The 26289-nt window shown below is 71.4% G+C and carries 24 protein-coding genes; 19 read left to right on the top strand and 5 right to left on the bottom strand.

The window, feature by feature from the left end:
- Positions 1–14: 14 nt before the first annotated feature.
- Entirely contained in the window at positions 15–467 is a 453-nt protein-coding gene (locus GAK38_RS08425) for a GAF domain-containing protein (RefSeq protein WP_325343178.1), read from the top strand.
- Positions 468–486: 19 nt separating this feature from the next.
- Here the strand turns inward: GAK38_RS08425 and mntP are convergent, their stop codons facing one another.
- Both mntP and GAK38_RS08415 read right to left on the bottom strand, forming a co-directional pair.
- The gene (gene mntP / locus GAK38_RS08420; RefSeq protein ID WP_325343176.1) at positions 487–1059 is read right to left on the bottom strand and encodes a manganese efflux pump MntP; all 573 of its coding nucleotides are present in this window, start codon (positions 1057–1059) and stop codon (positions 487–489) included.
- A gap of 264 nt (positions 1060–1323) precedes the next feature.
- Complete coding sequence (locus tag GAK38_RS08415) at positions 1324–2010, bottom strand: DUF4136 domain-containing protein (RefSeq protein ID WP_325343174.1); 687 nt, start codon at positions 2008–2010, stop codon at positions 1324–1326.
- A gap of 143 nt (positions 2011–2153) precedes the next feature.
- Between GAK38_RS08415 and GAK38_RS08410 the strand changes: the two genes are divergently transcribed.
- Positions 2154–2930 carry an alpha/beta fold hydrolase gene (locus tag GAK38_RS08410; protein ID WP_325343172.1) on the top strand — a complete coding sequence of 259 codons (777 nt, stop codon included), beginning with the start codon at positions 2154–2156 and terminating at the stop codon, positions 2928–2930.
- A 6-nt stretch (positions 2931–2936) separates the two neighbouring features.
- On the opposite strand, the gene GAK38_RS08405 is transcribed toward GAK38_RS08410, so the two are convergent.
- Positions 2937–4091 (bottom strand): alpha-hydroxy acid oxidase, encoded by a 1155-nt coding sequence (locus GAK38_RS08405; RefSeq protein ID WP_325343171.1) that lies wholly within the window; start codon positions 4089–4091, stop codon positions 2937–2939.
- A gap of 258 nt (positions 4092–4349) precedes the next feature.
- Positions 4350–5900, bottom strand: a complete 1551-nt coding sequence (garD, locus tag GAK38_RS08400) for a galactarate dehydratase (protein WP_325343169.1) — start codon at positions 5898–5900, stop codon at positions 4350–4352.
- A gap of 228 nt (positions 5901–6128) precedes the next feature.
- On the opposite strand from garD, the gene kdgD reads away from it, so the two are divergent.
- The 15 genes from kdgD (at position 6129) to GAK38_RS08325 (ending at position 23434) form a co-directional block, all read left to right on the top strand.
- A complete protein-coding gene (gene kdgD / locus GAK38_RS08395) occupies positions 6129–7043 on the top strand; it encodes a 5-dehydro-4-deoxyglucarate dehydratase (RefSeq protein WP_325343167.1) in 915 nt (304 codons plus the stop codon).
- A gap of 112 nt (positions 7044–7155) precedes the next feature.
- Positions 7156–8106: a 2-hydroxyacid dehydrogenase gene (locus tag GAK38_RS08390; protein ID WP_325343165.1), complete on the top strand. Its 951-nt coding sequence runs from the start codon at positions 7156–7158 to the stop codon at positions 8104–8106.
- A 106-nt stretch (positions 8107–8212) separates the two neighbouring features.
- On the top strand, positions 8213–8965 hold the full coding sequence (locus GAK38_RS08385) for a FadR/GntR family transcriptional regulator (protein ID WP_325343163.1): 753 nt from the start codon (positions 8213–8215) through the stop codon (positions 8963–8965).
- 1 nt (position 8966) lies between these two features.
- On the top strand, positions 8967–10832 hold the full coding sequence (locus tag GAK38_RS08380) for a sensor histidine kinase (protein ID WP_325343161.1): 1866 nt from the start codon (positions 8967–8969) through the stop codon (positions 10830–10832).
- 140 nt (positions 10833–10972) lie between these two features.
- Complete coding sequence (locus GAK38_RS08375) at positions 10973–11737, top strand: Crp/Fnr family transcriptional regulator (RefSeq protein ID WP_325343159.1); 765 nt, start codon at positions 10973–10975, stop codon at positions 11735–11737.
- A 345-nt stretch (positions 11738–12082) separates the two neighbouring features.
- A complete protein-coding gene (locus GAK38_RS08370) occupies positions 12083–14434 on the top strand; it encodes a catecholate siderophore receptor Fiu (protein ID WP_325343156.1) in 2352 nt (783 codons plus the stop codon).
- 135 nt (positions 14435–14569) lie between these two features.
- The gene (locus GAK38_RS08365; protein ID WP_325343154.1) at positions 14570–15250 is read left to right on the top strand and encodes a Fe2+-dependent dioxygenase; all 681 of its coding nucleotides are present in this window, start codon (positions 14570–14572) and stop codon (positions 15248–15250) included.
- 45 nt (positions 15251–15295) lie between these two features.
- On the top strand, positions 15296–16051 hold the full coding sequence (gene folE / locus GAK38_RS08360; RefSeq protein ID WP_325343152.1) for a GTP cyclohydrolase I: 756 nt from the start codon (positions 15296–15298) through the stop codon (positions 16049–16051).
- 4 nt (positions 16052–16055) lie between these two features.
- The gene (locus GAK38_RS08355; RefSeq protein WP_325343151.1) at positions 16056–16943 is read left to right on the top strand and encodes an EamA family transporter; all 888 of its coding nucleotides are present in this window, start codon (positions 16056–16058) and stop codon (positions 16941–16943) included.
- 56 nt (positions 16944–16999) lie between these two features.
- Complete coding sequence (locus GAK38_RS08350; protein WP_325343149.1) at positions 17000–18148, top strand: acyltransferase family protein; 1149 nt, start codon at positions 17000–17002, stop codon at positions 18146–18148.
- Positions 18149–18268: 120 nt separating this feature from the next.
- A complete protein-coding gene (locus tag GAK38_RS08345) occupies positions 18269–18697 on the top strand; it encodes an EF-hand domain-containing protein (RefSeq protein WP_325343147.1) in 429 nt (142 codons plus the stop codon).
- 162 nt (positions 18698–18859) lie between these two features.
- Complete coding sequence (locus tag GAK38_RS08340; protein ID WP_325343145.1) at positions 18860–19216, top strand: thioredoxin family protein; 357 nt, start codon at positions 18860–18862, stop codon at positions 19214–19216.
- Positions 19213–20073: a DUF429 domain-containing protein gene (locus tag GAK38_RS08335; protein ID WP_325343143.1), complete on the top strand. Its 861-nt coding sequence runs from the start codon at positions 19213–19215 to the stop codon at positions 20071–20073. Before GAK38_RS08340 ends, GAK38_RS08335 begins: the two co-directional genes overlap by 4 nt.
- Before the next feature lie 134 nt (positions 20074–20207).
- A complete protein-coding gene (gene ugpQ, locus GAK38_RS08330; protein ID WP_325343141.1) occupies positions 20208–20960 on the top strand; it encodes a glycerophosphodiester phosphodiesterase in 753 nt (250 codons plus the stop codon).
- Positions 20957–23434 carry a DUF3772 domain-containing protein gene (locus GAK38_RS08325; protein WP_325343139.1) on the top strand — a complete coding sequence of 826 codons (2478 nt, stop codon included), beginning with the start codon at positions 20957–20959 and terminating at the stop codon, positions 23432–23434. Before ugpQ ends, GAK38_RS08325 begins: the two co-directional genes overlap by 4 nt.
- Before the next feature lie 20 nt (positions 23435–23454).
- Here GAK38_RS08325 and GAK38_RS08320 read toward each other — a convergent pair whose 3' ends face one another.
- The gene (locus GAK38_RS08320; RefSeq protein WP_325343137.1) at positions 23455–23712 is read right to left on the bottom strand and encodes a hypothetical protein; all 258 of its coding nucleotides are present in this window, start codon (positions 23710–23712) and stop codon (positions 23455–23457) included.
- A 92-nt stretch (positions 23713–23804) separates the two neighbouring features.
- On the opposite strand from GAK38_RS08320, the gene hemA reads away from it, so the two are divergent.
- Together hemA and prfA are read left to right on the top strand one after the other, a co-directional pair.
- Positions 23805–25106, top strand: a complete 1302-nt coding sequence (gene hemA / locus GAK38_RS08315; protein ID WP_325343135.1) for a glutamyl-tRNA reductase — start codon at positions 23805–23807, stop codon at positions 25104–25106.
- Between the two features lie 97 nt (positions 25107–25203).
- On the top strand, positions 25204–26286 hold the full coding sequence (gene prfA / locus GAK38_RS08310) for a peptide chain release factor 1 (RefSeq protein ID WP_325343133.1): 1083 nt from the start codon (positions 25204–25206) through the stop codon (positions 26284–26286).
- The last annotated feature ends 3 nt before the right edge of the window (positions 26287–26289 follow it).

Here is a 26289-nt window from a genome sequence, read left to right as displayed (position 1 = left end):
CCGTCGAACATTCCATGCAATCGAACCTGAGAGACCTGCAGGCGCATCTGGACCGGGGCGGCCTGCTCGGCGGTCTGGCCTTCCTCAACGCTCGGGTGGCCCACCGATTCACCGCGGTCTACTGGATGCACGACATGGCGATGAACGTGCAGGCCCTGTATGACAAGCAGCAGGAATCCACCGCGAATCCGTTCGCCGTCGTACCGCTGCGCAACAGCTTCTGCGAAATGGCGATGGCGCAGGGCCACTTCGTGGCAACGGATTCGCCGCAGGACGCACGCCTGGACGGCAACCCCTACCAGTCGGTGCTCGGCAGCTACGTCGGCCTGCCGCTGGTGACGACGCCGGGCGAGCTGTACGGCACGCTGTGCCACTACGACCTGGTCGCCCGGCCGATCGAGGACGAGGAATTCGCTTTTCTGCAGAGCGCGGCGCGCCTGCTGCCGCGCTACCTGAAAACGGCGTGACCCGGGTCGGCCTGGCGCCTCAGGCCAGGCCCATCAGGTGTTCGTACAGGATAGCCGAGCCGATGCCGATCAGCACCACTCCGCCGATGGCCTCGGCCCAGCGGCCGGCAAGGCTGCCGAGCAGGCGGCCGACCATCACGCCCAGCGTGACCATGCAGAAAGTCGCCACGCCGATGGCGAAGGCCACGGGCACGATGCTCACGTCAAGGAAGGCCAGGCCCACGCCGACCGCCATCGCGTCGATGCTGGTGGCCAAGCCGGTGATGGCCAGCAGCCAGAAGCCGTGGGAGCTGGGCTGGTCCTCCACCTCTTGCGCCGTCGGATGCGCCGCGGCCCAGACCATGCGGCCGCCCAGCACCAGGAGCAGGACGAAGGCGATCCAGTGGTCCCAGTTCCTGACATAGCTGGCGGCGGCCAGGCCCAGCGCCCAGCCGACCAGCGGCGTGAGGGCTTCGATGACGCCGAAGATCGCGCCGGTGCGCAGCGCTTCGGACCAGCGGGGTTTGCGGAGCGTGCAACCCTTGCCGACGGCGACGGCGAAGGCGTCGGTCGACATGGCAAGGGCCAGCAGACCGGTGGCGGCGAGATCCATGGTGGTTCTGTCGTTCTGCGGCCGGGCGGGATCGCAACGGCACGCCTCCACTGCCCGACCTGTGTCGTGGCGGCATGCCGATGGTCTCGCCAGCCGCCGGAACGCGTTCCGGTCAGCCGCCGGCGCCACGGCATGGAAGCACATGCCGAGTATGTTGACGCAGGCGCCTCCGCAGGCCGGAGGCAGGCTACTCCCCAAGGGACGGCGAAGTATAGGCGGGCGGCGGGCTGGAGCCTGCGGGCCGCGCCCGCGACGGCGGCCGGGTCATGGCTGCTGCTGCACCAGCGCGCCGGTCTGCGCGTCGAACACCACGCGCCGCGTCTCGCCGTTGCGGCCGGGGAAGCCGTCGAACGCCGCGCGCGCCAGGAAGGGCACCAGGTCCGGCAGGTTCTCGGCGATGCCTTCGTACACAGCCGTGGCCTCGTAGACGCTGCGCGGTGCGGCCGGCGGGGGCTGTGTCTCGCGGATGCGCACGATCAGCTTGCTGACCTGCACCAGCCGCACCTGCTCGCGGTCGCCCATGTACTGCGGCCCCCACGGGTCGGCCGCCCAATAGCCGCCGACCACCCGGCCGTCGGCCAGCCGGCGCGCCGGGATGTACACGCGGTAGTCCTGGTACATCGGCTGCAGGTAGCGCTGCTGGCGCTGGCTGCCGCTGGCCTCGACCTCGACGAGAAAGCGGCCGGCCTGGCCGGCCGGGGCGCTGCGCAGGCCGCGGCGCTCCAGTTCCTCGCGCACGTACTGCTCGTAGGTGGACTGCTCCAGTTCCCTGCCCACGGCGGCGTGCCTGCCGAAGCTGAAGGTGCTGCCGGCGCCGTCGGCCGGCCAGGCCTGGAAACGCGTGACCTTGGTGTCGAGCGTGCTGGCGCAGCCGGCCAGCAGCAGGGCCGCGGCGGCGGCGAAGGCGGCGAATGTGCGGCGGCCCAGGCGGGGAAAGGCGGGGAAGTGCATGCCCGCATTATCGGCAACGGCATCGGCCGCCCATCGAAAAGGTGTAAGCGCTGCAAAACGCTGCCACTCTTTTGTTGCATCCGCGCCGGCGTTGCGGCCAAGATGGCCAGCCCCTTTTTTCTTCCACGCGCAGGAGAAACCACATGCCCGTGTTCGACCACCAGGGCGGCCGCCATATCGACGTGGCCGGCGCCCGCATCTATACGCAGACCCTCGGCCCCGAGGACGCACCGGTGCTGGTGCTGCTGCACGGCGGCTTCGGCACCATCGAGGGCTTCAACGGGCTGCTGCCGGCGCTGGACGGCTGGCGGCTGGTCGGCATCGACAGCCGCGGGCACGGCGCCTCCACGCTCGGCGGCGAGCCGTGGACCTACCAGCGGGTGCAGGAGGACGTGGAGCAGGTGCTGGCCGCGCTCGGCGTGCGCCGTGCCAGCCTGCTGGGCTTCAGCGACGGCGGCATCGTCGCGCTGCGGCTCGGCGCGGCGGGCCGGCTGGCGATCGACCGCATCGCCGTGATCGGCGCGACCTGGCACCGCGACATTCTGCAGACCACGCGGCCCATCCTGGCCGGCGTGACGGCCGAGAGCTGGCGCAGGAAGTTCCCGGACACCTATGCCGATTACCAGCGGCTGAACCCGGAGCCCGACTTCGACCGCTTCGCCCGGGCCGTGGTCGGCGGCTGGCTGGACGAGACGCCTTCGGGCCATCCGGACGAGTCGGTCCGCCGCATCCAGGCGCCGGTGCTGGTGGTCCGAGGCGATACCGACCACCTGGTGCCGCTCGAATCCACCGTGGCGCTGCGCCAGGCACTGCCGCGGGCGCACCTGCTGAACATCCCGTTCGCCGGGCACGTGGCCTACGAGGACGCGCCGGAGATCTTCGTGCCGGCGCTGCGGCGGTTCCTGAAAGAGGCGGACTGAGCCGGCTCAGCGCCGCTGCAGCAGCCGCGGCCCCAGCGCGCCGAGCGACGGCACGCCGAGCAGCCCGAGCCCGGCGCGCAGCTCGGCCTTCATCAGTTCGATGCCGTGGGCCACGCCGGCCTCGCCGGCCACGGCCGCCGCGTAGTTGAACGGCCGCCCGATCAGCACCGCCCTGGCGCCGAACGACAGGGCCTTGAGGACGTCGGTGCCGCGGCGAAAGCCGCTGTCGGCCAGGATGGTCATGCCGGAGCCGGCCGCCTCCGCGACGGCGGGCAGCACGCGCAGCGGCGGCACCGTGCCGTCGAGCTGTCGGCCGCCGTGGTTGGAGACGATGATGCCGTCCACCCCCGCCTCGCGCGCCAGCCGGGCATCGTCCGGATGGACCAGGCCCTTCAACACCAGCGCGCCCTTCCAGTGCGCACGCAAGGTGCGCAGCGCGGCCCAGTCGAGGTGCTCGCGGCCGGAGAAGTCACGGGTCACGTCGCGCGCCACCAGCGGCGCCCCGCGGCCGGCCTCCACGTTTTCGAAGTGCGGCATGCCGTGGTGCAGCAGCGTGCGGGCGAAGGTGCCGATCGCCCAGCGCGGATGGGTGATGCCGTCCCAGAGCAGACGCAGGCCGGGCCGCAGCGGCGTGCGGAAGCGGTTGCGCACATTGTTCTCGCGGTTGGGCACGACGGCCGAGTCGACGGTGACGACCAGCACCTCGACGCCCGCGCGCGCCACGCGGTCGGCCAGCGCCAGGCCGGCCTCGACCGAGCGCGGCAGGTAGGCCTGGAACCAGGTGCCGGGCGCGGCGGCCAGCACGTCCTCGACCTTGATGAGTGAAGAGCTGCTGAGCACCATCGGCAACTGCGCCGCCGCTGCCGCGCGCGCCTGGGCGATGTCGCCGCGGTAGGCCGTCAGCGCGCTGATGCCCATGGGCGCGATGCCGAACGGCGCGGCATAGCGCCGGCCGAACAGCTCGACCCCCAGGTCGCGCGCCGACACGTTGACCAGCACCCGCGGCAGGAACTGCCCTTCCTCGAACACTTCGCGGTTGTCGCGCAGCGAGGCGCTGGTCTCGGTGGCGCCGGAGACATAGCCGAACAGCGGGCCCGGCAGCAGGCGGCGCGCTGCGGGCTCGAAGTCGTCAAGGGCGAGGAAGCGGTCGAGGTGGGGCATGCAGGCAAAGATAAATACTCTTGGGAGGAAGGTATGCGATCCCAGCTCAAATCGCCGGCTGTGACAGCATACCCTTACCCCAACCCTCTCCCGCATGCGGGAGAGAAAGTGGAGACGGTCCAGGGCGCACCGCATGCCCAGGCACGGCCGAGGCCACGCAGGGGCTGCCCCGCCGCGCTGGCTTCACCCCCCTTCCCGAAGCGCGAAGCGCGCAGAGAGAAGGGGAGCGGCGACAGCCGCTCGGGGCGTTGTACTGAATCAGGTCACCGGCGCGGGGTTGAACAGCACCAGGGCGTTGTGCAGCTTCCAGTGCTCGGCCCAGGTCTTCCTGCGGCCGCTGGCCACGTCGAGCATGAAGCGAAACAGCTCCCAGCCCACGTCGGCGATCGTCGCCTCGCCGGTGGCGATGCGCCCGGCGTCGATGTCCATCAGGTCGTGCCAGCGGCGCGCCAGGTCGCTGCGCGTGGCGACCTTGATGACCGGCACCTCGGCCAGGCCGTAGGGCGTGCCGCGGCCGGTGGTGAACACGTGCAGGTTGATGCCAGCGGCCAGCTGCAGCGTGCCGCAGATGAAATCGCTGGCCGGCGTGGCGGTGTAGAGCAGGCCCTTCTGCCTGGCGCGTTCGCCCGGCGGGACGACGCCCGAGATCGGCGACGAGCCGGACTTGACGATGGAGCCCATCGCCTTCTCGACGATGTTCGACAGTCCGCCCTTCTTGTTGCCCGGCGTGGTGTTGGCGCTGCGGTCCACGCGGCCGCGGTCGAGGTACGCGTCATACCAGGCCATCTCCCGGATCATGGCCTGGGCCACCTCGGGCGTGGCGGCGCGCGAAGTGAGCTGGTCGATGCCGTCGCGCACCTCGGTCACTTCCGAGAACATGACGGTGGCACCGGCGCGCACCAGCAGGTCGGTGCAGTAGCCCACGGCCGGGTTGGCCGTCACGCCGCTGAAGGCATCGCTGCCGCCGCACTGCACGCCCACGACCAGTTCGCTGGCGGGCACCGTCTCGCGGCGGCGGGCGTTCAGGCGCTCCAGGTGTTCTTCGGCCTGGCGCAGGATCGAATCGACCATCGACATGAAGCCCACGTGCGCCTCGTCCTGCAGGCAGACCACGTCGAGCCTGGCCTCGGCGTTCTCGCCGATATCGGCCACGTTGCGCTCGTCTACCAGCGGGATCGAGCCGGGCGGCAGCAGGCGCTCGGGCTGGAGCTTCTCGCAGCCCAGGCTCACGACCATGACTTCGCCGCCGAAGTTCGGGTTCAGGCTGATGTTGCGCAGCGTGCGGATCGGGATGACCGCGTCCGGCGCGTCGATGGCGACGCCGCAGCCGTAGGTGTGCTCCAGCGCCACCACGTCGTCGACGTGGGGATACTTCGGCAGCAGTTCCTTCTTGATGCGCTCGACCGCGAATCCGGTCACGCCGGCCACGCACTGCACGGTCTGGGTGATGGCCAGAATGTTGCGGGTGCCGACCGAGCCGTCCGGATTGCGGTAGCCATCGAAGGTGTAGCCTTCGAGCGGCGGCTGCGGCCCGGGCCGGGCGGTGGAGATCGGCAGCCCTTCCAGTTCGCGGGCCTTGGGCATTTCGAGCAGGCGCTCGTGCACCCAGCTGCCGGCGGGAATATCTTTCAGTGCGAAGCCGATCGGCACGTTGTAGCGGCGCACGGCGGCGCCGGCAGGCAGGTCGACCAGAGCGACCTTGTGGCCCTGCGGTACGTGATCGCGCAGGACGAGGCCGGACGTGAGGACAGTACCGGCGGGCAGGCCGCCGTCGTTGGCGACGATGGCAACGTTGTCACGGTCGTCCATCGAAATGGTCAGGGGGGCGGTCGCGGGGGGTGTCGAGAGAGCGGGCATGGCGACATCGGTTGTCATACAACAATCATCTCCTGCCGCCCGACCGCTGTCAATCAGCAGATGCCGGGTGTGTCCATTCCCTTGTTTCAGAAGAAAAAGCTTGGCAGGTGGAAATTTTATGTTGTACGATGACTGACAATCTACACACTCCCCGACCACCCTCTTTCTCTGGAGCTAACCATGGATCCGATCGAACTCAAGAAGCACCTTTCCGACGGCCTGCTGTCTTTCCCCCTGACCGACTTCGACAAGGAACTGCGCTTCGACGCCAAGAGCTACGCCGCCCGCATCGAATGGCTGGCCCCGTACGGCGCCACGGTGCTGTTCGCCGCCGGCGGCACGGGCGAGTTCTTCTCGCTGGAGCCGGGCGAATACTTCGACGTGGTGAAGACCGCCGTCGACGCTGCCAACGGCGTGGTGCCAATCGTGGCCGGCGCCGGTGGCGGCACGACCCTGGCCATCAAGTACGCGAAGGAGGCCGAGCGCGCCGGCGCCCACGGCCTGCTGCTGATGCCCACGTACCTGACCGAAACTTCGCAGGAAGGCTTGGTTGCCCACGTGCAGGCCGTGGCCAGGAGCGTGAAGATCGGCGTGATCTACTACAACCGCGGCGCGCACCGCCTGACCGCCGAGTCGATCGAGAAGCTGGCCGACACCGTGCCGAACCTGATCGGCTACAAGGACGGCGTGGGCGACATCGAGCTGGCCGTGGGCGTGCACCGCCGCGTCGGCGACCGCCTGGCCTTCATCGGCGGCCTGCCGACGGCCGAGGTCTACGCCGCCGCCTACCGCGCACTCGGCGTGCCGGTCTACTCGTCGGCGGTGTTCAACTTCATCCCGCGCACCGCGGTCACCTTCTACCAGGCCGTCTCCCGCGGCGACACCGCCACGGTCAACCGCCTGCTCGACGACTTCTTCCTGCCGTACCTGAAGATCCGCAACCGCGGCCAGGGCTACGCGGTCAGCATCGTCAAGGCCGGCGCCGCCATCGTCGGCCGCTCGGCCGGCCCGGTCCGCCCGCCGATCAGCGACTTGAAGCCCGACGAAATCGAGGATCTGCGCGCCCTCATCGCCAAACTCGGCAGCCAGGCCTGAAGAGGCCGGCCGTGGCCGGCCTGCGGGCCGCCGCAGCGGATACTCTTCGGGCTTGTCGCCTGGCGCGGCTGGTTTCCGCGTACGCTGCATCCTGCCCTCCACCGTACCTCCCATGACGCAGACGAAGAAGCAACGCATCCTGCAGATCGGCCGCCTGCTGCCGCAGCTCGAATCCCGCCTGGCCGAGCACTTCGACGTGCACCTGCTGGCCAGCGAAGCCGACCCGGCCGCCTTTCTCGCCGCGCACGGCGCCGGGTTCGAAGGCGTGGTCACCTCGGCGGCCGTCGGCATCGACAACGCCACGCTCGATGCGCTGCCCGGTGTCCGCGTCATCTCCAGCTTCGGCGTGGGCCTCGACAGGATCGACCTGCCCCATGCCGCCGCGCGCGGCATCGCCGTGGGCTACACGCCCGACGTGCTCAACGACTGCGTGGCCGACCTGGCCTTCACCCTGCTGCTCGACGTGGCCCGCGGCGCCAGCGCGGCCGACCGCTTCGTGCGCCGCGGGGACTGGCCCCGGGGCAGATTCCCGCTCGGCCGCAAGGTCAGCGGCGGCAGGCTCGGCATCGTCGGCCTGGGCCGCATCGGCCGCACCATCGCCGAGCGCGGCACGGGCTTCCACCTCGACACCCGCTACCACAGCCGCCGCCCGGTGGCCGACGCGCCGTGGCAGTACGAGCCGTCGCTCATCGAACTGGCACGCTGGGCCGACTTCCTCGTCGTCATCACCGCCGGCGGCGCCGGCACCCGCCACCTGATCGACGCCGAGGTGCTCGACGCGCTGGGCCCGCGGGGCTTTATCGTCAACGTGGCCCGCGGCAGCGTGATCGACGAAGCCGCCCTGGTGCGCGCACTGCAGGAAAAGCGCATCGCCGGCGCCGGCCTCGACGTGTTCGAGGACGAGCCCCACGTGCCCGAGGCGCTGTTCGCGCTGGACAACGTGGTGCTGCTGCCGCACATCGCCAGCGGCACCCACGAGACCCGCCAGGCCATGGCCGACCTGACCTTCGACAACCTGCAGGCGTTCTTCGCCGAAGGCCGGCTCAAGGCAGCGGCCGGCTGACGCTGCCGGGACGCTCGTGCGGTCGTCATATGACAAAATGACCGACCGCCCGGCAGGGGCAGGGCAGCACCGCGCCGCCGGCCCATCGCAGACGATGCCGCCGTTCATGGACGCCCCCCCTCCCACCCCTCCACTGCGCAAGCCGCGCAGCCTGGCGCACGCGCTGGTCGAAGAGTTCACCGCGCGCGTGCACGACGGCCGCCTCTCCCCCGGCGACAAGCTGCCGACCGAGGCGGAAATCATGCGCACGTTCGGCGTGAGCCGCACCGTGGTGCGCGAGGCGATCTCCAAACTCCAGGCTGCGGGCCTCATGCAGACGCGCCACGGCATCGGCACCTTCGTCAACGAGCGCGTGGACGCCACGCCGTTTCGCATCGGCGCCGAGCAGCTGGCCACGCTCAACGACGTGATCGCCGTGCTGGAGCTGCGCATCGGCATCGAGGCCGAGGCCGCGGCACTCGCCGCCACCCGCCGCACCGAGGTCAACCTGCAGGCCCTGCGCGACACGCTGGCCGCCTTCACCCGCGCCGTGGCCGAGGGCGGCGACGCGGTGGCGGCGGACTTCCAGTTCCACCTGGAGATCGCCCGCGCCACGCAGAACGTGCACTTCAGCGCGATGCTGGCGGCGCTGGGCAGCAGCATCATCCCGCGCGCGCGGCTGACCGCCTCGTCCATCCCCGACGCCGGCAGCGATGCCCGCCCGGCCTCGTACCTGGAGAAGGTCAACGCCGAGCACGAGAGCATCGTCTCGGCGATCGCCGCGCGCGACCCCGAGGCCGCCCGCACGGCCATGCGCATCCACCTGGCCAACAGCCGCGAACGGCGCCGGCTGCTCAGCGAGCAGCAGGCCGCCCGCTAGCGTGGCCGCGCCGCCGCCCGCCAGCCTGCGCGCCGCGCGCTGGCCGGCGCTGCTGGCCGGCTGGTCGGTCGTGCCGCTGATCGCGCTGTGCGTCTGGCTCGGCATCCTGGCCGGACGGCAGGCCGAGGCCGCCGACGAGGGCAACCCGCGGCTGCTGCGCATCACCCGCGCCGAGTTCGCGCTCGCCCCCGCAAACGCACCGACGGCCACGCCGCCCGCCGACGGCTGGCAGGCGGTGGAGCTGCCGGACAACTGGTACGTGCGCGCGCCGCGGCAGACCGGCTTCGCCTGGTACCGCATGCGCATCGCGCTCGACGCGCCGCCCAGCCAGCCCCTGGCGCTATACCTGCCGCGGCTGCGGCTGGTCGGGCAGCTCTACCTCAACGGCTCGCTGCTCAACCCGGGCGTGGAATTCGACCTGCAGGGCCGGGAGAGCCAGCCGGCGCAGAACGAGACGCCGATCTACATCGTGTTGCCCTCCGGCCTGTTCCGGGCCGGCACCAACCTGCTGGAGGTGCAGCTGCAGGGCGACGCCCGCGTGCACAGCGGCATCTCGGCCGTGACGCTCGGGCCGGCCGACCTGCTCTACCCGCGCTGGCTGGTGCGCTATTTGGTGCAGGTGATGGCCTCGTATGTGGTCATGGTGCTGGTCGCGGGCACCCTCTGCGCGCTGCTGGCCTACACCCGGCGCGAGCGGGGCTTCTCGCTGATTTCCACCCTGCTGCTGGCTGCGGTGGTGACGCTCGCAGCCTTCCTCGCGCCCGGGCTTCCGCTGTCGGCCGGCGGCCAGCAGGCGCTGCGGCTGGTGGTCAGCATGGTGATGTACTGGCTGCTGTGCGTGGCCGGCTACCGCTATGCGCGCGTGCGGCTGCCGTGGTTCCTGCCGCTGCTGCATGCGGTATCGGCGGCCACGGTCGTGGCGGCCCTGGCCATCGCGGCGGTCGAGGGTGCCAGCGACGGGCTCTGGCTGCTGACCTGGCCGCATCTGGTGCTGCGCGGCGCGGTCGCCGGCCTGCTGCTGCACCGCGCCTGGCGGGAACGCTCGGCCAAGCTGCTGGCGCTGGGCGCCGCGGCGGCGCTGTGGGTGGCGGCGATCATGCACTCCAACCTGCTGCTGCAGGACCTGCTGCCCTGGGACACCTTCCGCTGGACCATCGCCAGCTCGCTGCCCTTCTGCATGGTGATGCTCTACGTGTTCGCCGAGCGCTTCATCCTCGACCGCGAGGAAAGCGCGCGCGCCCAGCAGGAGGTCATCGCCGCCGAGCGCGGCCGCATCCTGCAGGACATGCACGACGGCATGGGCGCCCAGCTCGCCACCGCGCTGCGGCTGGCGCGTACGCCCAGAAGCGACCGCGCCGAGCTGGCCCGCGCCATCGAGGAGGCGCTGCTCGACCTGCGCCTCATCATCGATTCGCTCGACCATACGGCGCAGGACGACCTGCTGCCGCTGCTGGGCAACCTGCGTTTTCGCCTGGAGCCGCGGCTGGAGGCGCTGGGCATCCAGCTCGTCTGGGACATGGCGCCGCTGCCCGGGCTCTCGGGCCTGCCGCCGCAGAGCGCGCTGGCCGTGCTGCGCATCGTGCAGGAGGCGCTGCACAACGCGCTCCAGCACGCCGGGGCACGGCGCATCGAGGTCTCGGCGCGCATCGGCGGCGACCACCGCGTGCTGATCCGCGTGGCCGACGACGGCCGCGGCTTCGCCGAGCCGGCACGGCGCCTGGGCGGCCGCGGCTTGGCCGGCATGCGGCTGCGCGCCGGGCGCATCGGCGCGAGCCTGGAAGTGCGCAGCCATGCCGGCGGCGAGTGCGGCACGGTGGTGGAACTCCGGCTGCCGGGCGCGGCGCGCAAGACGTCCGCCGCCGCCTGAACTAGGGCCGGCGCCGGCACGTGGACGGCCGTTTCCATCGCCGCAGATGACGAAGATGGCCGACAGCGAATAAGGCTCGCGGCATACCCTGCGTCTATGTCATATGACATAGGGTTGCAACTCTAGAATCGCCGCCGACCATGCATAGCCCCAGTGCCGCCAAGGGTGTTCCGCCCACTGCCCGGTGCGCCGAATGCGCACTGCGCGAAACCACCTGCTTCAGTCCGGCGACGCCGGAGGAACTGGAGTTCGTTCAGTCGTACCGCAGCGGCACCGTGATCATCCCGCCGTCGAGCACGCTGATCCGCGAGCGCCAGACGCACGAGCGGCTCTACACGCTGTATTCGGGCATGGCCTTTCGCTACAAGACGCTGTCGGACGGACGCCGCCAGATCCTCAACTTCCTGCTGCCCGGCGACCTGATCGGCCTGCAGCAGGAGGTCTGCGAAGCAGCCCAGCACGGCGTGGACACGATCACCGAATGCTCGCTCTGCGTGTTCCCCGGCGACGGCCTGTGGAACATGTTCCGCGCCCATGCGCGGTTGGGCTACAGCGTGACCTGGCTGGCCGCGCGCGAGGAGAGCATGGTCGACGACAACCTGCTGACGGCCGGCCGCCGCAACGCGACCGAACGCGTGGCCATGCTGCTGCTGCACCTGCACCGTCGCCTGGCGCGCCTGGGCCTGGCCGACGAGAACGGCGCGGTGACTTTCCCGGTCACCCAGCAGCACATCGCCGACGCGCTGGGACTGTCGCTGGTGCACACCAACAAGACGCTGCGCCGCCTCGCGCTGCTGGGCCTGCACGAAATCAGCGCCGGCCGCCTGCGGCTCATCAACCCGCGGGCGCTCGCGCGGCTGGCCGAGTACTACGACCGGCCGATGCAGCAGGTGCCGCTGGTGTGACCATGCATTACCCCGAGGGGTAATGTCACAAAGCGCACTACTGTCATGCGCTATCGAAATATACTCCCACACCAACGCTTGCGCGGTATTTGAACGTTGCCTTGACGCAACAAGAAATCGACTGAATCCAGGATGAATGTATCAATTCACTTTCCACTCAGAATGAGAATACATACCATTCACCGGCCTGCCGTCGTGCTCGCGACCCGGCCGCTTCGCTGAAAGCAGCCGCGTCCCGAAGGACGGCGGGGCTCCATTGACCTTCAGCCACGCAAACTGCCTGCCATGACGGCACAGGACTGCCCAGCCAGAGGCCCGTCCCGTTTCCGTTCCCTTCCAACCGTCATGACGCAGAAAAACACCTATATCAAGAGCCGCAGGCACGGTGCGCCGCGCACGGCCGGCGCCGCCGCGGCCGCGCTGATGGCCCTGGCCGCGCCGGCCCAGGCGCAACCGTCCTCCGGCGGCACGCTGGGCGAGGTCAAGGTCCAGGCCACGCAGGACCTCTACCGCGCCGAGACCGTCTCGTCGCCGAAGTTCACCCAGCCGCTGGTGGACACGCCGCAGACCGTCTCGGTCATCAAGGAGCAGGTGCTGCGCGAGCAGACCGCCACCACGCTGACCGAGGCGCTGCGCAACACGCCGGGAGCCAGCACCTTCTTCCTCGGCGAGAACGGCAGCACCAGTACCGGCGACGCCATCTACATGCGCGGCTTCGACAGCTCCAGCAGCATCTTCGTCGACGGCGTGCGCGACATCGGCGCCATCTCGCGCGACGTGTTCAACATCCAGCAGGTCGAGGTCGTCAAGGGCCCGGCCGGCACCGACAACGGCCGCACCGCGCCGTCGGGCGCGATCAACCTGGTCAGCAAGCAGCCCACGCTGGACGACAGCTTCTCGGCCTCGCTCGGCGCCGGCAGCGCCAGCTACAAGCGCGCCACCGCCGACTGGAACAAGACCCTGTCGGGCTACCCCGGCGCCGCCCTGCGCCTCAACGTAGTGGACGACGACTCCGGCGTGGCCGGCCGCGACGTGGTGCGCAACCGCCGCCGCGGCATCGCGCCGTCGATCGCCTTCGGCCTGGACACGCCCACCCGCGTGATCGTCAACCTGCTGCACATCGAGCAGGACAACATCCCCGACGGCGGCGTGCCCACCATCGGCCTGCCCGGCTACACCACGCCCGACGCGCTGGCCTACGGCGCGCGACGCACCTTCCTGAACAGCGCCGCGCGCGTCGATTCGCGCAATTTCTACGGCACCACGTCCGACTTCGCCAAGGTCCAGGCCGACCAGGCCACGCTGCGCATCGAGCACGACTTCTCGCCCGACCTCAAGCTGCGCAACACCACGCGCGTGGGCCGCATCCACAACGACTACAGCCTGACCTCGTTCATGCTCGGCGGCTACCCGGCGCCCACGGCCGCCGCGCTGACGGCCGCCTCGGCCTTCCTGGCCACGCCCAACCCGTCCGACCCCTCGACCTGGACGGTGACGCGCAACCTGCCGACCAATGTCAACCAGGTCAACCGCATCGTGGTCAACCAGACCAACGTGACGGCCGCGCTCGCCACCGGCGGCATCCAGCACGACCTGAGCACTGGCCTGGAACTCTCGCGCGAGGAGCAGACCAACCTCGGCTACTACGGCCAGGGCTTCGCCGGCATCAGCACCACCTATGCGCCAGCCGGCGCCTGGCCCGCGGCCAACCTGTACAACCCGAACCCGAACGTGAGCGGCTTCCGCCGCATCGCCAACGGCACCTGGTCCAAGGGGCAGACCGACACGGTGGCGGCCTATGCCTTCGATACGCTCAAGTTCAGCCCGCAGTGGCAGCTCACCGGCGGCGTGCGCGTGGACCACTACAAGACCGACTTCGACGCGGTGACCCAGGCTGCGCTGCCGGCCGGCACGCTCACGCCCTCGTCGCTGTCGGTGTCCGACACGCTGGTCAGCGGCAAGCTCGGCCTGGTCTTCAAGCCCGCGCACAACGGCAGCGTCTACGCGCTCGCGGCCACCTCGGCCCAGCCGCCCGGCGGCGCCAACAACCAGCTGAGCGCCGCGGCCAACAGCGCCGCCAACCCGAAGTTCGACCCGCAGAAGGCCAGGACCTACGAGGTCGGCACCAAGTGGGACGTTCTCGACAAGCGTCTGGCCCTGACCGCCGCGGCCTACCGCACCACGGTCAGCAACGACATCGAGGTCGACCCGACCAACGCGTCGAACTACCTGCAGACCGGCAGAAAGCGCGTGCAGGGCCTGGAGTTCGCCGCCGTCGGCGCGCTCACCCACGACTGGACGATCAGCACCGGCTACACCGTCATGGACACCAAGATCCTGAGCGGCACGGTCAAGAACGCCGACGGCACCGACGGCCTGTCGTACACGCCCAAGAGTGCCTTCACCCTGTGGACCACCTACCGCCTGCCGTTCGGCGTGACGGTCGGCGGCGGCGCGCGCTTTGCCGGCAAGCTGCGCCGCGGCACCGACGGCGCCGTGGGCACGCCGGCCTACACCGACGCGTACTGGGTGTTCGACGCGATGACTTCCTACCATGTCAACAAGAACCTGGACCTGCAGCTCAACGTCTTCAACCTGGCCGACAAGGACTATGTGGCCGCGATCAACAAGAGCGGCTACCGCTACACGCCAGGCATCGCGCGTTCGGCGCGGCTGACGGCGAATCTGACTTTCTGACAGAAAGGGGCTGAAGGCCGGGGGCTCGAACCAGCGCAGAAGACCCTCGGGGTATACCGCCCCACTGCCTGCAATTCCACCGCCACAAGAACATACCCCGAGGGTATACACCTCGCCCCCAGCCCCTGGCCCAACATGCTCCTCCACATCCCCGCGATCCTCGCCCCCGCCCAAGTGGCCGAATTCCGCGCCGCGCTCGACGCCGCCGACTGGAGCGACGGCCGTGCCACCGTCGGCGCGCAGGGCGCGCGCGTCAAGCACAACCGCCAGCTGCCCGAGGATTCACCGCTGGCCCGCCAGCTCGGCGACCGGATCCTGGCTGCGCTGGCACGCCATCCGCTCTTCTTCGCCGCCGCGCTGCCGCTGCGCATCGTGCCGCCGCTGTTCAACCGCTACGAAGGCGGCGAGCACTACGGCCTGCATGTGGACGGCTCCATCCGCAACCTGCCGGGCACCGCGACCCGGCTGCGCACCGACCTGTCGTGCACCCTCTTCCTCACCGAGCCCGGGGACTACGACGGCGGCGACCTCGTCATCGTCGACACCTACGGCACGCACGAAGTCAGGCTGCCCGCGGGCGACCTGATCCTCTATCCGTCCACCAGCCTGCACCGCGTGGAGCCGGTCACGCGCGGCGCCCGCACCAGCGCCTTCTTCTGGCTGCAGAGCCTGGTGCGCGACACCGAACGCCGCCGCCTGCTGTTCGAGCTGGACCAGACCATCCAGCAACTCCGCGCGCGCCTCGGCGAGACCGAGGAGACCGTGGCCCTCACCGGCCAGTACCACAACCTGCTGCGGATGTGGTCCGACACCTGATTCCCCCGCGCCGCGCCGCTGGGGCATCGCTGCTACCATCGTGCGATGCTCAGACATGTGGAAGAAGCCGGCAGCCCGGCACCTGCGCCCGCCCAGCCGGCAGGCGATGAAGGCGTGCCCGTCTCGGTGAAGATCCGCGAGCGGCTGAAGGCGGCACAGAAACGCTTCAACGCCAATGACAACATCGCCGGGTTCATCGAACCCGGCGAACTCGATCGCCTGCTCGACGAGGTCGAGGCCAAGATGCAGGGCGTGCTCGACAGCCTGGTGATCGACACCGCCTCCGACCACAACACCCGCGACACCGCGCGCCGCGTAGCCAAGATGTACCTGGGCGAGGTCTTTCGCGGCCGCTACGTCGATGCGCCGGCGATCACCGAATTCCCGAACGCCGAACACCTCAACGAACTGATGATCGTCGGCCCGATCACGGTGCGCAGCGCCTGCAGCCACCACTTCTGCCCGGTCATCGGCAAGATCTGGATCGGCGTGCTGCCCAACCAGCACACCAACGTGATCGGCCTGTCGAAGTACGCACGCCTGGTGGATTGGTTGATGAACCGCCCGCAGATCCAGGAAGAGGCCGTCATCCAGCTGGCCGACCTGATCGAGAGGAAGACCCAGCCCGACGGCCTGGCCATCGTGATGGAAGCCAGCCACTTCTGCATGTCCTGGCGCGGCGTGCGCGAGATGGACAGCCGCATGATCAACTCGGTCATGCGCGGCGCCTTCCTCAAGGACCCGGCCCTGCGCCGCGAATTCCTCGCGCTGATCCCGCGCAACGGCGGCAACAACCGCTGACGCAGTGGCCGCCGGCGCCTTCGCGCTCATCCTGCTGGCCGGGCTGATCCACGCCGGCTGGAACTTCGTGGCCAAGAAGGCCGGCGGCGATGCGCGCTTCGCCTTCTTCACCGCCGCCTGCAACATGCTGGTGTGGTCGCCGCTGGGCTGGTGGCTCGGGCGCAAAGCGGTGCCGCTGTGGGGCGCGGCCGAATGGGCCGTGGTCGCGGCCAGCGGCCTGCTCCACGTCCTCTACTACATCGTGCTGCTGCGCGGCTACCGCGTGGGCGATCTCACCGTGGTCTATCCGCTCGCGCGCGGTTCGGCGCCGCTGCTGTCGTCGCTCACGGCAGTGCTGCTGCCGGGCGAACACCTCAGTGGCCTGGGCGCAGCCGGCATCGCGGGCGTAGTGGGCGGCGTGTTCCTGATCGCAGGCGGGCCGGCGCTCTGGCAGGCGGCGCGGCATTCGCAGGACGCGGCCGCGCGCCAGCGCGTGCGCAGGGGCGTGGGCCACGGCCTGCTGACCGGCGCCTTCATCGCCGGCTATACGGTGGTGGACGGCTATGCGGTCAAGGTGCTGGGCATGTCGCCGGTCCTGGTGGACTACATGGGCAACCTGCTGCGCCTGGGCCTGCTGCTGCCGGTGGTGCTGCGCGACCTGCCCGCGGCGCGCGGCCTCTGGCGGCTGCAGTGGAAGCCCGCGCTCGCGGTCGGCGCGGTGAGCCCGATCGCTTATGTGCTGGTGCTCTATGCGATGCAGCAGGCGCCGCTGTCCCACGTGGCGCCGGCGCGCGAAGTGTCGATGCTGTTCGCCGCGCTGCTCGGCGGGCGCCTGCTCGGCGAGCGCGACCGTGGACTGCGCATCGCGGGGGCGCTGTGCATCGCTGCGGGCGTCGCGGCGCTGGCGCGGTAGCGTGCGCGTGTACGGCTCGTCACCAGCCATTGGCGGGCCGATGATGCAATGGCCGGATGGAGTCTCGTCCATCCACGCCACCGGCTCCCTCCGCTGCCAGCGGCGGCTCCAAGATCGTCTTCGCCGACCAGTTGCGCGCGCTGGCCGCGCTGTCGGTCGTGTTCTTCCACCTCTGCGGCGGCTTCTGGGCCTGGCGCGACCATGTTGCGCGCCTGGTGTTCGCCCCGCCGCTGGACGATGCGCCGCGCTGGCTGCCGGCCGTGGTGGACGCGTTCGGCTTCGGCCCGTTCGGCGTGTCGCTGTTCTTCCTGATCAGCGGCTTCGTCATACCGATGTCGCTCGCGCGGCTGCCGCCCGGGCGCTTTTTGCTCGCGCGGCTGCTGCGCATCTACCCGACCTGGCTCGCCTGCTTCGCCATCGGCCTCGCGGCGGTGTGGCTGTCGTCGCGCCACTGGCAGCGGCCGTTCGGGCTCGACGTGCACACCATCGCGGCCAACGCGCTGCTGACGCACACCGTCACCGGCGTGCGCACCGTGGAGCCGGTGAACTGGACGCTGGCGATCGAACTCAAGTTCTACCTGGCGATGGCGCTGATCGCCGCCGTCGCGCCGCGCGCGAAGGCGGTGCCGCTGGTGCTGTTCGCGGCAGCCGTGCTGGTCTTCAACCTCTGGATCGCGCCGCTGGGCACGCGCGCGGGCGTCGACCTCGCGGCGCTGGGCGCGGAGCTGGTCTACTTGCCGTACATGATGGTCGGCACGCTGTTCTTCCACCACCTGCGCGGCGCCATCGGCCTGCGCATGCTGGCGGGCGGATCGCTGGTGTTGGTTGCGCTGGCGCTCGCGGCCTGGACGCATTCGTCGCAGCGCGCGCAGGTGCAGCTGGTGAGCAACGTCTACGTGCTCAACATCGGCGTGTTCGCCGCGGCCTACGCGCTGCGCGCGCATTTCCGGCCGCAGCCGGTGGTGGACTGGCTGGCGCGCATCAGCTTTCCGCTCTATGCCGTGCACTGTCTCGCCGGCTTCGCGCTGTTGCGCTGGCTGGCGGGTGCCGGTGTGCCGGCCGTGCCGGCCGTGGTGCTGTCGCTGGCGGTAGTCGTGGCCGCCGCCGTCGCCGTGCACCGGCTGGTCGAGCTGCCGACCATGGCCTGGGGCCGGCGGCTCGCGCCCGGCCGGCCGGAGTCGTTGCGGCTGGCCCAGGCCCTGTGAGCCGCCCTGGAACGGTGAACCGACGCAGCCGGATGTTTCGCCGGCAAACGGTCTGTGAGCGATGGCAACACCGCGCAAAAGCGCTGGCCGCGCGGGCTGCGGCGCGGTGCAATCGGCGCCATGACGACAACCAAGCAACTCCTGCCCTTCGCCGGGGCCGCGGCCGGCAGCCGCCAGGGCAAGCGCCTCGGCCCGCTGCTGTTCGACGCTCGCAGCGTGGCGCTGTTCGCCAGCCTCACCTTCACCGGTGCGGTGATGCCGGCGCACGCCCAGCTCGCGCCGCCGGGCACCAGCCGCAACGGCCTCGCGCCGGGCGGCGCGTCGCCGGCGCTCACGGCCGCCAGCCCGGCCGTGGCCACGACCACCTCGTATGCCGGCACGCAGGACGTGGAGTCGGTCTTCCGCCGCACCGATGCCAACGGCGACGGCCGCCTGAGCCGCAAGGAGGCCGAGCGGCTGCCGGCCGTGTCCGAGCAGTTCGACCGCGTCGATGCCGACGGGGACGGCAGCATCAGCCCGGGCGAATTGCAGAACGCGGCGCGCCGCTGAATACTCCCCCATCAACTGTCCTATAGCATCTATTTTCCGCCGGCTGCAAGGCCATACCCCTGCGCATGCCCGGTTTCCCTTGCACACAGGGCGGCCGCGGCCGTTCCTACAATGGCATGACCGACGTTCGCGTCGCCCCCCATCCACCAGGAACCCGCGACCATGACCCAGCCCTCCTCCTCCTCCACCGCCGGCGCGTATGCGCCCGAGTCCCTCTCGCGCACCGAGGCCGACAAACTCGGCGGCCCGACGATGATCGACTTCGGCGCCAACTGGTGCGGCATCTGCCAGGCCGCGCGCAAGCACATCGAGGCGGCGCTCCAGGCCCATCCGAGCGTGCGGCACATCAAGGTCGAGGACGCCAGCGGCCGCCCGCTCGGCCGCTCCTACGGCATCAAGCTCTGGCCGACGCTGGTCTTCCTGGACAACGGCCGCGAGGTCGGCCGGCTGGTGCGCCCGACCGACGCCCAGGCCGTCGCCGAGCAGCTCGCACGCATCGACGCATCCGCCACCGCGTGAGCACGTGCGTGGCGCCGCTGCTCGTCGGCTGCGATTTCAGCAGCGCGCCGAGCCGGCGCAAGCCCATCGTGCTGGCGCTGGGCGAGCCCTGCGGCGATGGGAAAGCCGTGCGCCTGACTGGCATCGAGACCTTCGACACGCTGCCGGCCTTCGGCGCCTGGCTGGCCGGGCCGCGCCGCTGGGTCGGCGGCTTCGACCTGCCGTTCGGCCTGCCGCGCGAACTCATCGAGACCCTGGGCTGGCCGACGCAGTGGCCGGCCTGGCTGGCGCACTACCGCGCGCTCACGCGGGCCGAGATCCGCCAGCGGTTCGCGGCCTTCTGCGCCGCGCGGCCGGCGGGCGGCAAGTTCGCGCACCGCGCGACCGACGGGCCGGCGGGCTCCAGCCCGTCGATGAAATGGGTCAACCCGCCCGTGGCCTTCATGCTGCATGCCGGCGTGCCGCTTCTGGTGGATGCCGGCGCGCACCTGCCGGGCCTGATCGACGGCGATACCGGCCGCGTCGCGCTGGAGGCGTATCCGGGCCTGACCGCGCGCGAGGTGCTGGGCCGGCGCAGCTACAAGGCCGACGACCGCGCCTGCCAGACGCCCGAGCGCGCCGCCGCGCGCGCCGGCCTGCTGGCCGCGCTGCTGTCCGGCACCGCCGACGGCGGCCGGCCGCTGCGCACCGGCCTGCGGCTGGAGGCCGATGCCGCCCGGCAGGCCGCCCTGGTGGCCGACGCGGCGGGCGACCGCATCGACGCCGTGCTCTGCCTGCTCGAAGCCGGCGCCGCCTGGCGCGCCCATGCGGCCGGCGACGCGGACTACGGCCTGCCGCCGCGGCGCGACCGGCTCGAAGGCTGGATCACCGGCGCCTGAGCCACCATACTCCCCGCCCCACCAGGCCATGCTGCACCCGGGACGGTCGCACTGGGACATAAACACAGGGAGTATCTGCAAGCCCCCGTCCCGCCTGTACCATCGCCGACCGAACAAGAAGCTGCGCCGCCGCCATGACCTCCGCCCCCACCACCCACTGGCCCTACCCGCGCTGGATCGCCCACCGGGGCGCCGGCAAGCTCGCGCCCGAGAACACGCTCGCCGCCCTGCGCCTCGGTGCACAGCACGGCTGGCGCATGTTCGAATGCGATGCCAAGCTCAGCGCCGACGGCGTGGTCTTCCTGCTGCACGACGCAGAGCTGGAACGCACCACCAGCGGCCAGGGTCCGGCCGGCGCACTGGACTGGTCGGCGCTGTCGCGGCTCGACGCCGGCGCCTGGCATTCGCGCGCCTACGCGGGCGAGCCGCTGGCCACGCTGGAGGGCGTGGCACGCTGGGTGCGCGCCAACCGGCTCGCGCTCAACATCGAGATCAAACCCACGCCGGGCACCGAGCATGCCACCGGCAGCGCCGTGGCCGCGCTGGCCGCGCGGCTCTGGGCGGGTGACGACCTGCCGCCGCTGCTGACCTCCTTCCGGGCCGAAGCGCTGGAAGGCGCCCAGGCCGCTGCGCCCGCGCTTCCGCGCGGCCTGCTGCTCGACCAGCTGCGGGACGGCTGGCTCGACGCCGCGCGCCGCCTGGGCTGCGGCGCCGTCGTCTGCCACCACCCGCTGTGGGACGCGGCCACGGTGCAGACCGCGCGCCTGGCCGGCCTGCGCACGCTGAGCTACACCGTCAACGACCCGGCCGAGGCCGAACGCCTCTGGGCACTGGGCACCGACGGCATCATCACCGACCGCGTCGACCTGTTCGCGCCCGCCGGATGACGCGCGGCAGCCCCCCCGCCTTCGTGCCGTGGCGCTGGCTGCTGGCCGCCGGGCTGCTCGCGCTGTTCCTGGGTCTGGTGGCCCCGCCTGCGGCCCAGGCGGCGGAACCCGCGACAGCGGCCGCGGCTGCTGCGGCAGGTGCGCCCGCGCCGTCGGTCGACGCACTGCGCACCCGGCTCGACGCCATACCCGCCGCGCTCGGCCCGGAGGACGACGGCCGCAAGCGCGTGGCCGAGATCAACGAGATCGGCACCGCCGCCGAGGCGCTGGTCGCCAGCCGCACCGCGGAGCTGGCCGACATCGACCGCCGGCTCGAAGGCCTGGGCGCCGCGCCGGCCAAGGGCGCGCCGCCCGAGGCCGCCGACGTGGCCGAGCAGCGCACGCTGCTCACCCGCCAGCGCGGCACGGTCGATGCCGACCTCAAGCTCGCGCGGCTGGTCGCGGTGGATGCCGAGCAGCGCAGCGCCGAGGTGGTGCAGCAGCGCCGCCAGCAGTTCCGCGACCAGGTCTTCGGCCGCGTGGGCTCGCCGCTGGGCACGGCCTTCTGGCGCGGCGTGGCCGGCGCCAGCGCGTCCGACGCCGAACGGCTGCGCGACCTGGGCGCCGACGCGGCCGGCGCGGTGCAAGCCGCGATGGCGCCGGGGCGGCGCGCCGGCTTCCTCGCCAGCCTGGCCGGCGCGCTGCTGCTACTCGTGGCCGGCAGCTGGCTGGCCGAGCGTGCGCTGGTGCGCCTCGCGCCGGCGCGGCTGCCAGCGGGCCGGCTGCGGCGCTCGCTGCTGGCGCTGGCCATCGTGCTGGTCAACGTCGCCATCGCCGGCGCCTCGGCCCAGCTGGCGTTGAGCGGGCTCGACGCCGGCGACGCGCTGGACGACCGGCTGCGCGGCCTGGGCACGGCGCTGGTGCGCATCGTGCTCTTCGTCGCGTTCGCGAGCGGGCTGGGCCGCGCGCTGCTGTCGCACCGGCGCGGTTCGTGGCGGCTGCCACCGCTGTCGGACGAGCGGGCCGCGCGGCTTGCGCCCTACCCCTGGGCGCTGGCCGCGGCCGCCGGGCTGGGCGCGCTGCTGTCGGAGATCAACAGCGCCGCCGGCGCCAGCCTGCAGGCCGAGGTGGCGGCGCAGGCGGCCAGCGCGCTGCTGTTCGCTGCGGTGGCCGCCGCCGCGCTGCGGCAGATGCGCGCGGTGCCGCCGGCCGCGGCCCAGGCCGACGGCGCGCCGCCGCCCGAGCCGCCGGCGCGGCCGGTCTGGGTCGGCATCGCCGTGGTCCTGGCCGGCGCGGCCACGGTGGCGCTGGCGGTGTCGGTCCTCAGCGGCTTCATCGCGCTGGGCGGCATGATCGCGCGGCAGCTGGTCTGGTCGGCCACCGTGGCCGGCACCGCCTACCTGCTGGTGCAGCTGGCCGACGACGCGAGCGAGGCGCTGCTGTCCTCCAAGGGCAGCTTCGGCCAGCGGCTCAACGGCGGCCTGGGCATCGACGCCGGACTGCTCGACCAGCTGGCCGTGCTGGCCGCCGGCGCGGTGCGGCTCGTGGTGCTGTTCTACATGGTCGTGGCGCTGCTCGCGCCCTTCGGCACCGGGCCCGACGAGGTGTTCCGCCGCGGCAGCACGCTCGAAGCCACGCTGCGCGTGGGCAGCGTCACGCTGGAGCCGGCCGCGGTGCTGGGCGCCGTGGCAGTGCTGGCCGTCGGCTGGCTGGCGATCCGGCTGTTCAAGAACTGGCTCAGCGACCGCTACTTCCCGCACACCCGGCTGGAGCCCGGCGTGCGCACCTCCATCGTCACGCTGCTGGGCTATGCCGGCGGCGTGGCCGTGGTGGCGCTGGCGCTGGCCGCGCTGGGCATCAGCGTGGAGCGCATCGCCTGGGTGGCCAGCGCGCTGTCGGTGGGCATCGGCTTCGGCCTGCAGGCCATCGTGCAGAACTTCATCTCGGGGCTGATCCTGCTGGTCGAGCGTCCGGTCAAGTCCGGCGACTGGGTGGTGCTCGGCGACACCGAAGGCGACGTGCGGCGCATCAACGTGCGCGCCACCGAGATCCAGCTCGGCGACAGTTCCACCGTGATCGTGCCGAACTCGGAGTTCATCACCAAGACCGTGCGCAACATGACGCTCTCGGGCGCGCGCGGCCGGGTGCTGATGCGCCTGCCGGCGCCGCTGGACACCGACGCCCAGCGCATGCGCGAGATCATCCTCGCCGCCTTCGCCGACCACGCGCTGGTGCTGACGACACCGGCGCCGCTCGTGCAGCTCGAAGGCATCCAGAGCGGCACCCTGACCTTCCTCGCGATCGGCTATGTGGACAGCCCGCGCGCCGCCGGCGCCGTGCGCGGCGACCTGCTGTTCACCATCCTGGAGCGGCTGCGCGAGGCCGGGCTGGCGCTGTCGCCGCCGGCCACCACGGCCGTGCCCGGCTGGCGCCCGGCCGGGCCCACGGTGCCCGCATCGGCCGCCGACGGCGCGCCGACGGCCCCGCCCGCTTGACCTGGATCAAGCTTTGCGTTTCAGCGCCAGCCGCGGCGCAGCACCCATTCCGTGGTGGCCGCAGCCACTGCGGCGGCGGCCCAGCCGAGCATGCGCCCATCGGCGCCCAGCACCCAGGCACTGCCCAATAGAGCTGCCAGTACCACCCCAAAGCGCACGAATGACGTGCATATCCAGCCCATACCCCTTTTGCCGCTGCCGAAGACAATGCGCCCGGCCAGTCCCATCGCCAGCGCCATCCAGGCAGCCGGCGCGGCGAAGTTCAGCAGATGCAGCACGGCCGCGCCAGGAGTCATCAGGGTTGCGGAGCAGGGAGATAGGAATATGTAAATGCCGGAAACGGCGGTCGGATTTTATAATCCGCCTCGTCATGGCAGTCTGGGCTCTCGGCATCAACCACCACACCGCGCCGCTCGATCTGCGCGGCCGGTTCGCCTTCGCACTCGACCAGATCGTGCCCACGCTCCAGGGCTTGCGCCAGTCGTTCACCAGCGGCCGCCATCCGGCGATCGAGGCGGCCATCATCTCCACCTGCAACCGCACCGAGATCTACTGCGCCGGCGACCGCCCGGCGGTCGACCACACGCTCGGCTGGCTGGCCGGCAAGGGCGGCGTCGATGCCGGCGTGCTGCGCTCGCATGCGTACACGCTCGAACACGGGCTGGTCGCGCGCCATGCGTTCCGCGTGGCCAGCGGGCTCGACTCGATGGTGCTGGGCGAGGCGCAGATCCTCGGCCAGATGAAGGACGCGGTGCGCGCCGCCGAGTCGGCCGGCGCGCTCGGCAGCACGCTCAACCAGCTGTTCCAGCGCTCGTTCTCGGTCGCCAAGGAAGTGCGCACCGCCACCGAGATCGGCGCGCATTCGATCAGCATGGCCGCCGCGGCCGTGCGCCTGGCGGGCCAGCTGTTCGAGGACCTGGGCCGCATCCGCATCCTGTTTGTCGGCGCCGGCGAGATGATCGAGCTGGCCGCCACCCACTTCGCGGCCCGCCACCCGCAGGCCATCGTCGTCGCCAACCGCACGATGGAGCGCGGCGAAGCGCTGGCCGGGCGCTTCGGCGGCGCCACGATGCCGCTGGCCGACCTGCCCGAGCGGCTGCACGAGTTCGACGCCATCGTCAGCTGCACCGCCAGCACGCTGCCGCTGATCGGCCTGGGCGCCGTGGAGCGCGCGTTGAAGCGCCGCCGCCACCGCCCGATGTTCATGGTCGACCTGGCCGTGCCGCGCGACATCGAGCCCGAAGTCAAGGCGCTGGAGGACGTGTACCTCTACACTGTCGACGACCTGGCCACCGTGGTGCAGACCGCGCAGGCCCACCGCCAGGCCGCCGTGGCGCAGGCCGAGGCCATCATCGACGCCGGCGTGCAGAGCTTCACCCACTGGCTCGACCAGCGCGACCCCGCCAAGATCGGCAAGGGGGGCGGCACCGTGCCGCTGATCCAGCAGCTCAACGCCCAGGCCGACGCCTGGCGCACGGCCGAGATCGCGCGCGCCAAGAAGCTGCTGGCCCGCGGCGACGACGTGGACGCGGTGCTCGAAGCGCTGTCGCGCGGCCTGACCCAGAAGATGCTGCACGGCGCCATGGCCGAGCTGCGCACCGGCGACGCCGGCGAGCGCGAGCAGGCGGCGCAGACCGTCTCGCGCCTGTTCCTGCGCAACAAGGAACGTTAGCGGCGCTCTTCGAGCCGCTGCCGGCCCGCCCGCGGCCGGTGTTTTCTTCACCGCGTGCCCCGTGCGCACGCCGCCTCACCCTCTTTCCGACTCCCTCGTGAAACCCTTCCTGCGCAACCGCCTCGACCGCTACGCCGTCCGCCTCGAAGAGCTGGACTTCCTGCTCTCGCGCGAGGACATCATGGCCGACATGGCGCAGTACCGCGCCATCTCGCGCGAGCATGCCGAGGTCACGCAGATCGCCGGCCGCTGGGCCCGCTTCCGCCAGCGCGAGGCCGACCTGCAAGGTGCGCGCGAGATGCTCGACGACCCCGACATGGCCGAGATGGCGCAGGAGGAGATCGCCGCGGCGGAGGCCGAACTGGCCCGGCTCGACGACGAACTGCAACGCCTGCTGCTGCCCAAGGACCCGGACGATGCGCGCGCCGCCTTCCTCGAAGTGCGCGCCGGCACCGGCGGCGACGAATCGGCCTTGTTCGCCGGCGACCTGGTGCGCATGTACACGCGCTACGCGGCCAGCGTCGGCTGGAAGGTGGAGGTGCTGAGCGCCAGCGAGAGCGAGTTGGGCGGCTTCAAGGAGGCCGTGCTGCGCATCGACGGCGACGACGTCTACGGCGCGCTGCGCTTCGAGTCCGGCGGCCACCGGGTGCAGCGCGTGCCGGCCACCGAGACCCAGGGCCGCATCCACACCAGCGCCTGCACCGTGGCCGTGATGCCCGAGCCCGACGAGCAGGAAGCCCTCACGCTCAACCCGGCCGACCTGCGCATCGACACCTTCCGCGCCAGCGGCGCGGGCGGCCAGCACATCAACAAGACCGACTCGGCCGTGCGCGTGGTGCACATCCCGACCGGCATCGTCGCCGAATGCCAGGACGGCCGCAGCCAGCACGCCAACAAGGCCCAGGCCCTGCGGGTGCTCCAGGCGCGGCTGCAGGAGAAGGACCGCAGCGAGCGCGCCGCCAAGGAGGCCGCGCTGCGCAAGGGCCTGATCGGCAGCGGCGACCGCAGCGACCGCATCCGCACCTACAACTTCCCGCAGGGCCGGCTCACCGACCACCGCATCAACCTCACGCTCTACAAGCTGGACAAGGTGATGGAGGGCGACCTGGGCGACGTGATCGCCGCGCTGCGCTCGGCGCGTGAATCGGAGCAGCTGGCAGAGCTGGAAGCCGAGGTATGAGCC

The sequence above is a fragment of the Xylophilus sp. genome, from assembly GCA_009914555.1.
Lineage (GTDB): Bacteria > Pseudomonadota > Gammaproteobacteria > Burkholderiales > Burkholderiaceae_C > WNDY01.
This window is presented reverse-complemented; position numbering and strand designations above follow the sequence as displayed.

Bases quoted from the DNA above. Each gene is read 5' to 3' on its own strand.
- GAK38_RS08350 (WP_325343149.1), top strand. From the start codon at position 17,000: ATGGAGTCTCGTCCATCCACGCCACCGGCTCCCTCCGCTGCCAGCGGC.
- garD (WP_325343169.1), bottom strand. From the start codon at position 5,900: ATGGACGACCGTGACAACGTTGCCATCGTCGCCAACGACGGCGGCCTG.
- GAK38_RS08385 (WP_325343163.1), top strand. From the start codon at position 8,213: ATGGACGCCCCCCCTCCCACCCCTCCACTGCGCAAGCCGCGCAGCCTG.
- hemA (WP_325343135.1), top strand. From the start codon at position 23,805: ATGGCAGTCTGGGCTCTCGGCATCAACCACCACACCGCGCCGCTCGAT.
- GAK38_RS08325 (WP_325343139.1), top strand. From the start codon at position 20,957: ATGACGCGCGGCAGCCCCCCCGCCTTCGTGCCGTGGCGCTGGCTGCTG.
- GAK38_RS08425 (WP_325343178.1), top strand. From the start codon at position 15: ATGCAATCGAACCTGAGAGACCTGCAGGCGCATCTGGACCGGGGCGGC.
- GAK38_RS08365 (WP_325343154.1), top strand. From the start codon at position 14,570: ATGCTCCTCCACATCCCCGCGATCCTCGCCCCCGCCCAAGTGGCCGAA.
- GAK38_RS08345 (WP_325343147.1), top strand. From the start codon at position 18,269: ATGACGACAACCAAGCAACTCCTGCCCTTCGCCGGGGCCGCGGCCGGC.
- ugpQ (WP_325343141.1), top strand. From the start codon at position 20,208: ATGACCTCCGCCCCCACCACCCACTGGCCCTACCCGCGCTGGATCGCC.
- mntP (WP_325343176.1), bottom strand. From the start codon at position 1,059: ATGGATCTCGCCGCCACCGGTCTGCTGGCCCTTGCCATGTCGACCGAC.
- GAK38_RS08390 (WP_325343165.1), top strand. From the start codon at position 7,156: ATGACGCAGACGAAGAAGCAACGCATCCTGCAGATCGGCCGCCTGCTG.
- kdgD (WP_325343167.1), top strand. From the start codon at position 6,129: ATGGATCCGATCGAACTCAAGAAGCACCTTTCCGACGGCCTGCTGTCT.
- GAK38_RS08415 (WP_325343174.1), bottom strand. From the start codon at position 2,010: ATGCACTTCCCCGCCTTTCCCCGCCTGGGCCGCCGCACATTCGCCGCC.
- folE (WP_325343152.1), top strand. From the start codon at position 15,296: ATGCTCAGACATGTGGAAGAAGCCGGCAGCCCGGCACCTGCGCCCGCC.
- GAK38_RS08375 (WP_325343159.1), top strand. From the start codon at position 10,973: ATGCATAGCCCCAGTGCCGCCAAGGGTGTTCCGCCCACTGCCCGGTGC.
- GAK38_RS08410 (WP_325343172.1), top strand. From the start codon at position 2,154: ATGCCCGTGTTCGACCACCAGGGCGGCCGCCATATCGACGTGGCCGGC.
- GAK38_RS08405 (WP_325343171.1), bottom strand. From the start codon at position 4,091: ATGCCCCACCTCGACCGCTTCCTCGCCCTTGACGACTTCGAGCCCGCA.
- GAK38_RS08370 (WP_325343156.1), top strand. From the start codon at position 12,083: ATGACGCAGAAAAACACCTATATCAAGAGCCGCAGGCACGGTGCGCCG.
- GAK38_RS08340 (WP_325343145.1), top strand. From the start codon at position 18,860: ATGACCCAGCCCTCCTCCTCCTCCACCGCCGGCGCGTATGCGCCCGAG.